Genomic DNA, 13,174 nt, shown 5'->3' on the forward strand with positions numbered 1-13,174 from the left:
AGTCGTCATGCGCGCACGGCCTGTCGGCGTGGTGCGGAGTCGGTCGCAGTGTTGGGGGCGGCATCTGAATCCGCGTCAAGGCAAACATGGGTCATTGCCATCTCCATATGGGGCCGATCAGACTCCTGCCGACATCTTACAGGAAAATTGGATGTGCGACTCTACGACGATGATCCGGCCGCTGCATCGGGGTAACCTTCAATGCTCTAGGTGTGTCGCGTTGAGGGGCTTTTCTTACGGGACAGCATCGCCTACTCACCGTCACAACGTTTGAAGCCCGAGATCAGCGAGACATGAAAAAGGTCGCCTTCGTCATCAATTCGCTTGCAGGGGGCGGCGCCGAGCGCATCATGGCCCGTTTGTTGACCCGTTTGGCCAAGACGCAACCGGAAATTGAGCTGCACCTGGTTCTCCTGGACATCGAGCCTGAGGCCTACCAAGTGCCCCCCGAAGTGATCGTGCACCAGCTCGACACCGGAGGCTCGCTGTCTCGGGGTTTCAGGCCTTTCAAGGAAAAGCTGGAACAGATCCGGCCAAGCACCTGCGTCAGTTTCCTGACACGGGCAAACATCTTGAGCATCGCCGCCTGCCGATTACTGGGGGTGCGTTGCGTGATCAGTGAGCGGGTTAACACCAGCAGCCATCACGCAAAAAACATTTCGGGAAACGTGGCGCGGATCGCGACTTACCTGAGCTATCGGCACGCCGATCAGGTGATTGCCGTTTCGTCCGGCATTGCGAAAGATCTCTCGGAAAACTACGGCGTGCCCAAAAGCAAGATCACGGTGATCTCCAACCCAATCGATGCGGAGATGATCCGCACCTTGGGGGCCTTGCCCATGGAAATGAACTATGCCCGTCCACTGATCGTCGGCATGGGCAGGCTGGTCCCAAACAAGAACTTTGCGATGCTGCTCGAAGCCTTCGCCCTCTCAGGTGCGACGGGCACGCTGCTCATCATGGGCGAAGGCCCTCTTCAGGACGAGCTCATGGACCATGCCGACAAGCTGGGCATTTCGGACCGCGTCGTCTTCGCCGGCTTTCGTGAGAATCCGTTCAGCGTCATAGCAGCGGCCGACTGCTATGTGCTGTCTTCAAACGGAGAAGGTTTTCCCAACGGATTGGTAGAAGCCATGTGCCTCGGCACGCCGATCGTCTCGACCAATTGCCATTCCGGTCCGGCCGAAATTCTGGACGATCGCCCCTATTTCGATATCAGCGATGTCACGGAGTGCCAGTTCGGCATTCTTGTTCCGGTCAACGACGCAAAAAGCATGTCCAAGGCCATTTCGGCCACCGTGCTGCCCAGTCAGCGTGCCGAACGCGGTGCACGCGCGCTCGCAGGCGCAAGTCGCTTTGGGCTTGACAGCACTATCGCCAAATATTGGCAAGCCATCACGGGCGCCTAGCCTTTACCGCTTGAGAGAACCCAGTCGAGGCCTGATCGTAAACGTCCAAGGTCTGCCGAGCTACCGTGCGCCAGTTATAGGCTGACAATACCTCGGTCCAGTCGACCGCCGGCACACCAGCGTCGCTCTGGGCCGCAAGTCGATGCTCCAACTTTTCGGCGAGGTCCTCCACGGATGCGGTCTTGTGGTAGCACTCCGGCGGAAGCATCAAGTCCATGTTAGCTGGGATATCACTCAGCAGTACGGGGCGCGAAAGGCTCATCGCCTCAAGCGCGGCAATAGGCATGCCCTCGTGGCTTGAGGGCAGTGCAAACAGCGCTGCATTGGCCAACAACTGGACGAGATCGCTGCCTTGGCGGAAGCCCGCCATGATCACGCCTGGCACCGCGTCCGCCAACTTCGCCAGGTCTTCGCTGTACTGACTGGGATGGTCGGCGCTGCCGACGAGGACGAGTTTGACATCTTTACGAGCCAGACGCGAAAAAGCCCTGATGAGGTCATCCTGACGCTTCTCAGGAACAAGCCTGCCTAAGTTGATGACATATTTGCCGGGCTGCAACTGCAACTGATCCAGAATGGTGGGATCGCCGCTCAGCGGAGGGAGCTTGACGGCATTGGGTATATAGGTGAACGGAACGCCGAGTTCGGCCTTCAACTGCAGGGACAATGATTGGGCGACGCAAATGCGCCCCTGGGCAAAGTGCGCTTGGCACCATTCTCCCAGTCGCAGCACCAATTTTGCGAACGTACCCCACTTCTGGCGGTCGTAGTCCCGGCCATGGTGGGTGCAAACGACGTGTAGGCCCAAGAGCCGGGCAAGCGGCGCCACAATGCTGGGACCGATAGCGTGAACATGCAGCACCCGTGGCCGTACCAACCCAGCCCACAGTGTTGCCAGGACGCTGTGCGCCAGCGCCTCATAGCTGGCGCTGCGCGGTGACCAAATCGGCATGATTTGGCCGTGCGCCCCGAATGCAGCCCTTCCGCCGCGCGAGTACGGGCTTCTCTCCACGATGCAGGTCGCCAACCCCATCGCGTCGAACTCCTCCACCAGCGAGCGTACATGCCGTTCGACGCCGCCTTGAGCGCCGTTCACCGACCTCAGCCCAATCATCATGATGTCGATGGTTCGCTTATTCGCCAAAACGCTACGGCCTTCTTGATAACAGACTCCAGGGGTGTCTCCTGCACTGGAACAGGCGATGCATCCGCTTACGAGGTCTCATGCCTAGCTCAGCGGCCGGTTTGGTATAGTGGCCCCCGCGGGGCTGCTCAACTACTGGCTGTTGCTAAGATTAACTGCTCGGGTTTATGTGCTCGCTTCCAAGACCCGGCGTGCCTAGACAATGTAAATTTGCTAGTGCAAATGGCAGGCACAGGAGTGCCGCTGATCAAGCCCAAGGACAGGATGCCAAATGCGCAGTCTAGGAAATAACTGGAAGCTTGAGGCCGTCAGACAGGTGCGCCTTTTAATGGGCCGAGGGTATCGCCGCTTTGCGGCCCAGCAGGACATCGCGGCCCAGTTAGGGTTCACTATGAACGATTTGATTACCTGGGAGCGAGAGCTGGTCCAGAACCCGGATTGGGAGAATGAGCTTTTCTGCAGCGAGCTCGCCGGCGAATATCTCGATCGCCTTCTATCCGGCCACCCAACCAATATCCCGAACTACAAGGCGTTCGGCGCATACGCCAAACGCTACAACATCGAGCGGGCCGCAGACATCGCCAAGTCCAGCAAGCGCCATTCGATCCGGGACATTCGCTCGGCGCTGCGTGGAGCACACCGAGCTTGAGTCTGGATGATAGTGCACCCGCTAGTTCTGGCTGGCAGGCAGTCCGTTCGACGACTGCGAGTCTACAAGCGACACTCGGTTGGGTGTTGCTATAGCTGCAGTCACGACGAAGTCGCAGGCGTTGACCGTCTGGTAGATCAGCTCAATCTGCGCCCGCTGCTCGGCGTCATCGGCAGCACTGCTCGCCATCAAGATAGCCTTGGCAATCTCACTCTCGATACGGCAATTGGGCAAAAAGAGAAGGTGGGACAGTTCCGCGACAAGGTCAGCCAGCAGCCGATCGCGAACGGGGGCCTGTTGACCCTTGACAAACCTCAGGTAGCTGTCTGTCACCGCCAAGCAGGCACCGTCAGGTTCGTTAGTAAGCTCTAGCCGCTCAATCCGGACGATCTTACTGCAGACATCCACCACGTGTCCCAGACCCGTCTGGCTCTGCGCCACGCTTGGTGATGCAAGGGACGCAAACACCACAAACGCTATCGACGTTAAAACTCTACTCTTCATCGTACTTCTCTGCGTTACGCCGCGCGTTTAGTTAATAATTGGTTAAGTACAAAGTCAATAGAGAGTTCAACTGACATGGTTAACATCTTCGTTGGAACCGCCAACAAGCAGGCATCCCTCGCGGGCCTGCGTGCCGCACAAGGCCGCGCTGGAAAGGCGGAGCCCACTAGCGCCGAGCATGCAGTTGTCGCCGCCGTGCAGTGTCACTGCATGGATGATGATACCGTCGTCGCCCGCAATCAGGGCCAGGGCGTGCTCCCAAGATTGGAAGCAATCCCCCCCTAGCCCGTATACACATTAACGTGTTCGTACAATCAAGCAATCTGCGGGTGTCCACTCTATATCCTGCAAGCGGCAGTCTTGTATACTGATAGGTGACGGAACCGCTCCGTGATTCAAAGGTCCTTATGTATCGCGACGAAGTTCCTGCTCCCATCGCAAACACCACTTTACTTTACGCCGCCTGTTCAGCGTGTTTGATGGGCTTGGCCTTATGGGTTTTCATCGTCGAAGCACCACCCTTCTTTTCAGATGGCTGGAGCGAGCAAACGATGGTGGATGCGGTATCGAGCGGCACGATCTCCCCTGGCCTCTCGAACTCATCCAAATTGGCCTATCTGTTCGACTGTCGGGTCGCCATGACTTCCTTCACCGGTCGTGCTCAGCCGACGTCGGTTCACCAGGCAATTGCGTCCAGGTGTCTCTCGGATGCCGACAGTATGACGTTGGTTTCGCCTCAATTCGCCGTTGCCTGGCACACCGGGGCACTTGCCGCGGCGATGCTGCAAGACTGGAACGGAATGAATGAACGGCTTCGAAGAGCCTATGACAATGGTCGCTACGAACTGTGGCAGGCCGAATTGCGGGTCGATCTGGTAGAAGGCAACGCGGACCGTATCGAACCCGACGTGTGGCCACGTCATCTGGATGATCTACGCCTTTTGCTGCGGTACGATGTTGGGCGGCTTTTCCTGGTGGCCCGATATCATGCCTTGCCTCAACTCAGGCAGCGGATCGACTTGCTCGTGTTTGATCTGGCCGATCCGGATCGTATACGGTTTCAGAATATGGCGGCCCGGGCGGAAAAGGAGCGGCTGCGCTTGAATGGTCGCTAGAGACACTTGGAACGAATCTCTATTCGAGTACACAGGCTCGCGCTCTGGAACTCACCTCACGTGGCTGCTTCTGGCTTTCCTCGCCTGGACGCCGATCCCGCTCGGAAGCAACCGCCCCCTCTTCTGGTCAGTCAACGCCATGCTCGTGGGCGGAATAGGAGTTTATTACTTTGTGTCTCTGAGGTGGAGTCGCATGCCACTTCGGATTCGGGCAGCGCAGTTGTCACCGCTGCCGGTATTGGCCCTGACAATCATCGCCTTCCTGCTTATGCAACTGCTCCCACTTCGACCAGCGTGGCAACCGATCAGTTTCACACCGGGGGCAACAGTTCTGATGCTGCTGCGATGGCTTACCTATGCGGTGCTCTTCTTCCTGGTCCTGCAGGCTACGCGAAACAGACATCGCTTCGACTTCTTCATGGATGCAGTGCTTGCCATTGGCGCGCTTCATACCGGCGCCGCCCTGTTCATGCTCCGCAGCGGCGATACGCTACTTGGCTATCCCAAGCTTGCCTATATCGGGTCGGCTACGGGCACTTTCATCAATCGAAATTCCTTTGCCACCTTTGCGGCATTGACCTGTTGCCTTGGAATTGCCCAACTGGCCCGAGCGCTTTTGGCAGTAGGCAAGAGACGGGAAATCTATCGCGGCGATCTCATTTGGCTGCGGCTGGCTCTCACCTTGGGTGCGTTCCTCGTCGCAGCGGCTGCTTTAGTGGCGAGCCAGTCCAGAATGGGTGCGACAGCAGGGGTGGCAGGTGTTCTGGTGACGTTCCTGGTCATCATTTCTGCGCGACTGCACTCTCGGGCGAAGTGGGTATTGTTGAGTGCACTAATTGCAGGCGGGGGCCTGGCTGCTCTGCAAGGCGGCCCGCTGATCGAGCGACTGCTCGAGCTCGAACAATCGTGGGATATCAGGCTGGCATTGTACCAACAGGTCGTGGATCTGATACTTGCTCGCCCCTGGACCGGGTTTGGCGGTGGCAGTTTCGAGCTGATTTACCCTTCTGTCCACGCCCTGCCAGTTGCGCCGGACCGAGTTTGGGACAAGGCGCACAACACCTATCTCACATTGGCGGCGGAGCTTGGCCTGCCGATTGCCACCGCAGCTATCGCGCTGTTTGCAGCCATGGGGTGGATGCTCATCCGTGGCCTTGTGCGAGACCGCCGCCGTTGGTTTGCGGCCTCCCTGGGCTTGGGTCTCTTGACCGTCGTCGGCGTTCACGGGCTGGTGGATTTCAGCATGGAGATACAAGCCGTGACCATATGGCTTATTTCACTGACCGCTGCGTCGCTTGCCCAATGCGTGGGCCCACAGGCAAACACGGATCCGCAAGAAGTACCTTAGCGCAAAGATGCTCTCACCTCCGGGAACGCAAACATTTTCGAGTGTCGTAGGCGCCGCCCGTGTTAACCAGCACTTTATGTCGCAACTGCGTTGCAAGACTCGGCAGTAGCCAATTCCGCCGCTGCTTGTGTACTGTGCCGCTCCAAAACCTCTGGATAGAACGGTTCTAAATGCACGAGCAAGAATTCAATCTCCGCAGTTTCCTTGGAACTGTTCGACGTCAGGCCGGACTTATTCTTGCTGTTCTCGTCGTTGTCGTCGGCGCCTCGAGCGTTGCCATACTGTCTCTGACCCCTATCTACCGAGCCACGACGTTGGTCCTTGTGGACCCCTCCGAGAAAAACCTTCTCAATCCCACGAACGGTTCATCGAGTGCCGCATCAGACAATGCACGGGTGGAGAGTGAGGTTTCGATTGCCCAGGCGGAGACCATCGTGGAGGAGGTGCTCGATCGGCTCAAGCTTGCGGAGGATCCTGCCTATCAACCGCAACCTGGTCTTCGCGAAAGAATTGCCACCCTGCTTCGTATTGCGCCGCCGGAAGAATATACGACTGAGGAAAGGCGCATACATGCCGTTGGAGCACTTCAGAACGCGATCACCGTCGAACGGCAGGGGCTGACGTACCTCATCACGATCTCTGCCAACGCGAACACGCCGGAAAAAGCGGCCCGTATCGCCAACACAATGGCAGACGTATATATCCGCGCGCAGCTACAATCGAAGATCAATGGCGTACTCTCCGGACGAAACATACTGGAGGATCGGGTCACCGAGACCCGAGCAGGCCTCGTAAAAGCAGAGCGAGCTTTCAACGACTTCATCATTTCGAGTGCTCGAACGATTGCTGAGCAATCCGGACGAACAGACATCGATCAGCTACGGGTGGAGCTCGAGGACGTCGTCGCGCAGCGCGAGCAGGCCGGCGAGGAGCTGACCGTTTTGGAGACCGCGCTTGCCTCGCAGGATTGGGCGCAGGTTGTACAGAACCTGGACAACGGAACTCTGCGGGAGCTTGAGCGGCAGCGGCAGCAAATTCAGCAGCAGCTGAGCGATATCGTCGATGGTTCTGAACAAGCCGAGGCCTTGCGAGCCGAACTGGTTGGTGTCATCGATGGTTTGAGCGCACAGGCCAACGCGCAACTTGAGCAGCTTCGCGCTGAGGTCGCAGCCAATCGAGCCCTCGAGACTGATCTCCAGTTGCAGTTGCGTTCGAGCATCTTGACCAGCGATCTCCCGCCGGAGGTTCTGGCCACCATGTATGAACTTCAGCAGAATGCGGAGATTGCCCGCACTCAGTACCAGCAGATGCTGGTTCGCCTTCGTGATATCGAGGCTCAAGCCTACCTTCAGCTGGCCGACAGCCGTGTGGTATCCGAAGCTACGCCCCCCACAAGCGCATCCTTCCCCAATACGCGCTTTCTCATTGGCTTGGCTGCAATCGTTGGAACGATCGCTGGACTTATCGTTGCTTTCGTTCGCGAGCAACTGATCGGCGGCGTGACCAGTACGGAGCAACTGGGAGGCGTTTCGGGCTTCCATGCCATTACCAGCATTCCCCTGCAGAGGCGGCTTGGGCGGAGCGAGGATGGTAAGCCGATAAGGAGCATTGCCGAACTCGTCGCCAAGCAGCCGTATTCCACGCTGGCAGAGGCCGTGCGCCGCGTCATGATCAGCGTTGACCAGGCGCTGCGCCGTATCAGGGGCAATGAGCCTTCAGGCGAGGCAGCCATTATCCTGGTGACATCGGCGAATGCCGGGGAAGGTAAGACCACAGCGGCCGTTACCTTGGCACGCACATATGCCATTTCAGGGAGGAAAACGCTGTTGATCGACGCCGATCTTCGTCGGCCCAGTGTCCACCGTGAGCTTGGCCTGACTGCGAATGACAACCTAGCCAACTATCTTGCCTCCAATGCATCGGGCGACACCTTCCGCGACCTGGTTCACGCCGATACGCTTAGCAGTGCCGAGTTCCTCCTGGGCAGCAATTTGATCGGCAGCGCAGCGGGCCAGGTGGTTTCTGGCGAACGCTTTGGGAAGCTGTTGAGTTCGGCGGCGCACCAGTACGATATTGTCATCGTTGACACGCCGCCCGTTGGCGCGATTGTCGATGCGCTCTACCTTTCCCAGCACGTGGACGTCATCGTCAATGTGGTGCGCTTTGGCACCACCTCTCAGCGCGAAGTGCGGGCAACCATTCGTGAACTGCTGGAGGCCAAGCAGGATACCACTGAAATCGTCGCGGTGCTCAACGCGGAGCCCCAATCCCGCGCAGAGGCCCGGCGGCGTTTCGGCGGCTACTACGCGCAGGCTTGACAGGCGCTCGGGGAGACCGCCGATGATCGATGGTTCTTCGGGCATGCCAATCGCCTTGCTGGGGCTGGGCCTAGGGGCGTGGCTGCTTTTGACTTTGTACCTGGCACCCAGGCTGCACAGCCTGGGCGGGCTTCTCTACATCCTTCTGTCTGCTCGATATATCACGACCTTCTTTCACGACTACACCACAAAAGCGGTGTTCGCCGGGCAGAGTATCAATTCGTTTCTGACCCTCGGCCTTACGGCGCTTTGCCTCCTGATCACCTGGCGAGATCTGCTGCGTTACAAGGTCTTCCTGCCCGTCTTTGCCATGATCCTGGCTTTGCTGATGAGCGGCTTCTGGAACATGGAGCTTACGGGGACAGTCAACGCACTGATCAGGCAATTGCTATTCTTGTCCCTCATGATCCTGGTTGCCAAGGCCGTAGATGCCGAAGCCAATGACGGCTCGACAAGCAGGGCTATGCTCGCCGCATTCGTGGTGCCTATCCTCTACCAGCTGATGTCCATCGTGCTTCGGCTGGGGAAAGCGTCCGAAAGTGACGGTTCCGTGAGCTTCATGGGCGGATATGTCCATGAAGGCGTCTTTTCTACCCTTCTCCTTACCGCTTTGGTCATTGCGGCCTTGGCTGCGGGGCTGAGCTGGCGGCGGCGATCGATCTACGTAGCAGTCATATTTGCGGCCCTAGTCTTTGCAAACTACCGAACGGCAGTGCTTTCAGGAGTGCCGATCCTGCTTGCGCACTTCATATTCGGCAGCGCCACCGTCGCGCGCGCCCGCCTTGGCAACTATGTTCGGTCCGGCGCCTTCCTGCTGGCGCTCATCATAGGCTTCACTGTTGCTGGATTATTTTCGCAGCGGATGGCGGATCTGGGAACGCTCCTGACATCGGGCGGAGGCCTGATCCGCCCGCCAATGGAGCTTACGCCTGACGACCGCAGCCTGCTCTCTGGTCGAATCCTTATCTGGAACGACTATTTCTTTACCACGCTGCGATCTGACATTTCGCACTTGGTGTTCGGCTTTGGGCCCGACTCCTGGCAGAGAGCCTTCGCTCTCTATGCGCATAATGTTTACATCTCCTATATCTATGAGCTTGGCTTCGTCGGCGCCTTGATATTCGCCTACATGCAGCTGCACTTCATTGTACTCGCGGTGTTGGCCCGGCCCGACAAGAGATGGCATTTGCTGGGTGCGCACATCTCCTATGGCCTGCTCTGCCTGGGAACGATGCCAACCTTCACCATAGAGGGCGTGATCCTCTATGCCGTCATCTGCGGGTATACTGTCTATTATTACCTTTACCAACGCGTCCCGGCGAAACGCGTCATGTCGGGGAGCCGGCTTGCGCCGCTGCGCCACGGCTTCGCGCAACCGTAGACGAGTGCGCCAGACGATCAGCGTCCACGCAACAATCGCCGGGTACGATGCATGCTGCGTGCCGCCATCTGCCCCAAAGGCGTGGCCAGGATACGGAGCAGCGCAAGCCCCCAAGGATCCGTCGAGCCGTCGAAATTGACGATGCTGGCAGGAGAGAGCCCTTCGGTTCTCGCACTCACCATCGCGTAGTTGAAAATCTCCAGGTTCTTAAGGTGCGAGAGCCTCCTAGCCGCCGGAGGCTCGTGGAGCGCCGCCAGTGCATCGAGCGTGGGAACAGAACAGGGCACCGAATTGGCATACCCCTTGTTGGTCGTCATATTCACGGCATCACGATAGTAGTTGGCCGTAACAGCCCCGGTAAACAGCAGTTTGCCGAGATGAGCAACGCGCAGCCAGGTATCCTTGTCACCTCCGCGCTTGCAGCGGCCATCGGGAAACATGCCTGCTTCGATCAGGGCCGACCTGCGGCAGGCCGTTGCCGAGGTCCAAACAGGGGAGTTGTTGAACGTAATCCACTCTTCGATCAGTTCTGCGAAATTCATGGCCTTGATAGACCCGGCGTACCGCCGAGCGAAGGCATCGACCTCCCTAAAACCGCCTTCGAAGATGCTTTCGTAGCCTGAAAAGAGGATCGTGAACTCGTCGGGCAGCAGTTGACCGCCGAGCGCGGTCGCCAACGTCTCCAAATGGTCCGGCTTCCACTCGTCGTCAGCGTCGAGGAACGCAACCCAATCGCCCGTCGCAAGTTCGATGCCTCGATTGCGCGCCGCGTACCCCCCGGGGCCAGGCTGGGTCCGCTGTTCATGCCTTAATGCCCGATGACCGTGAGCTTTGACCCACTCGTAGCCGCCGTCGGTCGAACTATCGTCAATGACGAGTATTTCAGTCGGCATTAGTGTCTGGTTGAGCGCGGACTGAACCGCGCGCTCAATGTGTGGGCCCTTGTTATAGAGCGGAACGACGACCGAAAACCCATACACTGCTCTACTCCTGTCATTGATATCAGCTATTGGAGCAGGTTTCGCGCTCCGCCGCCATTCAGCGTCCGCTTGGCCAAGAGGAAGCAGAAAACCTGCCGACGAGAAAGCGTCAAGTTGCGAGAGTTGTGCCCAGGCCTTTCCAGTGCGATTTGACCGGTAACCACTCCGTTTTTTGTCATCAATTATGTGTTGACTAATGGGGGCCAAGCCCCAATTCTCATTTCGCGGCCCCCTGCAGCGCTGTTTCAGTAGCTGCTCGATAACGGTGTTGACTTATGAAGATCGCGCGAGGATTCTCCGGGCTGTTCGCAATTTGCGTGCTGGGCACCATGGCCGTGAGCGCGCAGGAATTCGGCGGTTCCTTGAGCGGTTTTGGAGACACGTTCGAAGCCGTTCAGCACGAGGCCATAGAGCGATTCCAGGAGCGTGTTGAAACAGGCGATGCCATGGCCAGCCTGGCCTTGGCCCGCAGATATCTGGCATCGTCGTCGACCGAAGAACAACGCCAGGGCATCGAACTGGCCGAGCAAGCGGCAAAATCAGGCGCGGCCGAAGCAAACCTGCTTTTGGGAAACGTTTATGGGCGAGGCGGCTTTGGTCTGGCACCGGATCTCGTAAAAGCCAAAACCTTCCTCGAGGCTGCGCTTGAGCAGGGATCGACGAGCGCGGCCGTTTCGCTTGGTCAGCTCTATCTGGCGACGGACTTTTCTGCCGAAGGCCAAGCGCGCGGTTTCGATCTGATCGAAGGGGCCGCTCTCGACGGAAGCATCGAGGCAGCAAACGTCCTGGCCGGTCTCTATGCAAGTGGTCGTGGCGTTGCTGCCGATCTTGACAAGGCCTTTGACTATTTCAGCGTGGGACTGGTGTCCGACCAGAACGCCACGATCGTCGCCCTTGGCGATGTGTTGCGATCTGGGTCGCGGCGTAGTCCACCAGATTTCGACCTTGCCATGGATTTCTTTGAGCAGGCTTCGGAAAACGGAGACGTCAGCGCAGAACGCCGCATCGCCGACATGCAACTGCGAGGTGAGTCAGTACCGCAGGATATTGCGGGCGCCATCGATATGCTGGCCGCTCTCGCCTCAGCGGGAGATGCTGCTTCTGAGATCGCCTTGGGCGATATCTTCGCCCGAGGCGAGTTTGTTCCCGTGGACAGTACTCGCGCCGTCCAACATTACGAAACTGCGGCCGATCGTGGCAATGTGACTGGTACCATCCGTCTCGCCGAAATCTACGCAACGGGTTTGGGTGGTGTGCCGGCCAATGTTGGAGAGGCGCTGGCACTCTACAACCAGGCGTCGAGCCTTGGAAGTTCCTCGGCCAAGCGCGCGCTCGCCCAGGCTTACTTTACCGGGCGGTTCGGCAGTGTAGATCCGGCAAGGGCCCTGGAGCTTCTGGAAGAGGCGGCAAATCTGGGCGACGGGGAGGCTGCAGAAGATCTTGCCGTTCTCTATGCTAGCAACGAGCCCTTTCCCGCCAATTACGAGAACGTCCGCCGCTATCTAGATCTCGCATTGGCAGTGGGCAATACCGACGCCGCGTTGAGCGTGAGTTCCGCCATCGTTTCCGGTCCGCTCGCACGAACGCATCGCGAAGATGCCCGCGCCATTCTGGATGGCGCCATCAACGGAGGCATCCCGGGGGCGCCAGCGACCCTTGCTCGCCTTCAACTGGATGGAGCGTTCCCTGCGGAGGGCGTGAGCGGGGTCATCAGTATGCTAAATCAGGCTGCACTGGATGGGGACGTTGAAGCGGCCCGCTTCCTGATCGGCCTCTACCGCGACGGAAACGGCCTGCTGCTGCGACCTGACCTGGATGCCGCCAACGACTTTCTCGCCGCTGTCGAGGACAAAATTGGACCCGACCTCGCAACTGTTGAACGGATCCATATAACTGCGTTGCAAAGCGAACGTCCGGAGACACTCGAGAAGATAAGCGAGCAGTTCATGACGCTGTCGCAGAGGAGTGCGATGGGCGTGCTCGACATGTTGCGGCGAGAGAATGCTCGAGCATATGTGTATATTCTCCAGAAAGGCCTCACCGAGCGGGGCAATTACACTGGACCAGTTTCTGGAAGTCTCGACCGACAGACCATTCGAGCATTCAACGCAACATGTGCAGAGCTTGGCGCCCAGGCTACCTGCGCACCGGGTCCCCTGACGAGGGGAACGGTCGTTACGCTCGGCAATTACATCCTTCAGCCCCCTCCCCTGGCTAGAGCAGCTCAATCTGAGCTGGAAGCGAGCGGACCGGCATCCGCCAACTAGCATTTGCGCAACGCGCCTTTATACTCTGCGTTCGCGCGTAGACGGATACTGCCATTAAG

The 13,174-nt window shown here is 58.4% G+C and carries 10 protein-coding genes; 7 read left to right on the forward strand and 3 right to left on the reverse strand.

The window, feature by feature from the left end; genetic code table 11:
- Positions 1 to 293: 293 nt before the first annotated feature.
- Positions 294 to 1,409, forward strand: a complete 1,116-nt coding sequence (locus QQK18_RS26005) for a glycosyltransferase (protein WP_284343329.1) — start codon at positions 294 to 296, stop codon at positions 1,407 to 1,409.
- Here the strand turns inward: QQK18_RS26005 and QQK18_RS26010 are convergent.
- The gene (locus QQK18_RS26010; RefSeq protein WP_284343330.1) at positions 1,396 to 2,553 is read right to left on the reverse strand and encodes a glycosyltransferase family 4 protein; all 1,158 of its coding nucleotides are present in this window, start codon (positions 2,551 to 2,553) and stop codon (positions 1,396 to 1,398) included. The genes QQK18_RS26005 and QQK18_RS26010 overlap by 14 nt on opposite strands.
- Before the next feature lie 271 nt (positions 2,554 to 2,824).
- On the opposite strand from QQK18_RS26010, the gene QQK18_RS26015 reads away from it, so the two are divergent.
- Positions 2,825 to 3,202 carry a hypothetical protein gene (locus QQK18_RS26015; RefSeq protein ID WP_284343331.1) on the forward strand — a complete coding sequence of 126 codons (378 nt, stop codon included), beginning with the start codon at positions 2,825 to 2,827 and terminating at the stop codon, positions 3,200 to 3,202.
- Positions 3,203 to 3,223: 21 nt separating this feature from the next.
- On the opposite strand, the gene QQK18_RS26020 is transcribed toward QQK18_RS26015, so the two are convergent.
- Positions 3,224 to 3,706, reverse strand: coding sequence for a hypothetical protein (locus tag QQK18_RS26020; protein ID WP_284343332.1), 483 nt, complete (start codon positions 3,704 to 3,706; stop codon positions 3,224 to 3,226).
- A gap of 407 nt (positions 3,707 to 4,113) precedes the next feature.
- Between QQK18_RS26020 and QQK18_RS26025 the strand changes: the two genes are divergently transcribed.
- From QQK18_RS26025 to QQK18_RS26040, 4 genes are all read left to right on the forward strand, one after another.
- A complete protein-coding gene (locus QQK18_RS26025; RefSeq protein WP_284343333.1) occupies positions 4,114 to 4,821 on the forward strand; it encodes a hypothetical protein in 708 nt (235 codons plus the stop codon).
- A gap of 193 nt (positions 4,822 to 5,014) precedes the next feature.
- Positions 5,015 to 6,169 carry an O-antigen ligase family protein gene (locus tag QQK18_RS26030; RefSeq protein WP_284343334.1) on the forward strand — a complete coding sequence of 385 codons (1,155 nt, stop codon included), beginning with the start codon at positions 5,015 to 5,017 and terminating at the stop codon, positions 6,167 to 6,169.
- A 170-nt stretch (positions 6,170 to 6,339) separates the two neighbouring features.
- The gene (locus QQK18_RS26035; protein ID WP_284343335.1) at positions 6,340 to 8,487 is read left to right on the forward strand and encodes a GumC family protein; all 2,148 of its coding nucleotides are present in this window, start codon (positions 6,340 to 6,342) and stop codon (positions 8,485 to 8,487) included.
- A 22-nt stretch (positions 8,488 to 8,509) separates the two neighbouring features.
- The gene (locus QQK18_RS26040) at positions 8,510 to 9,868 is read left to right on the forward strand and encodes a hypothetical protein (protein WP_284343336.1); all 1,359 of its coding nucleotides are present in this window, start codon (positions 8,510 to 8,512) and stop codon (positions 9,866 to 9,868) included.
- A 17-nt stretch (positions 9,869 to 9,885) separates the two neighbouring features.
- On the opposite strand, the gene QQK18_RS26045 is transcribed toward QQK18_RS26040, so the two are convergent.
- Entirely contained in the window at positions 9,886 to 10,848 is a 963-nt protein-coding gene (locus QQK18_RS26045; protein ID WP_284343337.1) for a glycosyltransferase family 2 protein, read from the reverse strand.
- A 275-nt stretch (positions 10,849 to 11,123) separates the two neighbouring features.
- Between QQK18_RS26045 and QQK18_RS26050 the strand changes: the two genes are divergently transcribed.
- The gene (locus tag QQK18_RS26050) at positions 11,124 to 13,115 is read left to right on the forward strand and encodes a tetratricopeptide repeat protein (protein ID WP_284343338.1); all 1,992 of its coding nucleotides are present in this window, start codon (positions 11,124 to 11,126) and stop codon (positions 13,113 to 13,115) included.
- Positions 13,116 to 13,174 lie beyond the last annotated feature (59 nt).

It is taken from the genome of Devosia nitrariae (assembly GCF_030160115.1).
GTDB classification, from domain to species: Bacteria; Pseudomonadota; Alphaproteobacteria; order Rhizobiales; family Devosiaceae; genus Devosia; species Devosia nitrariae.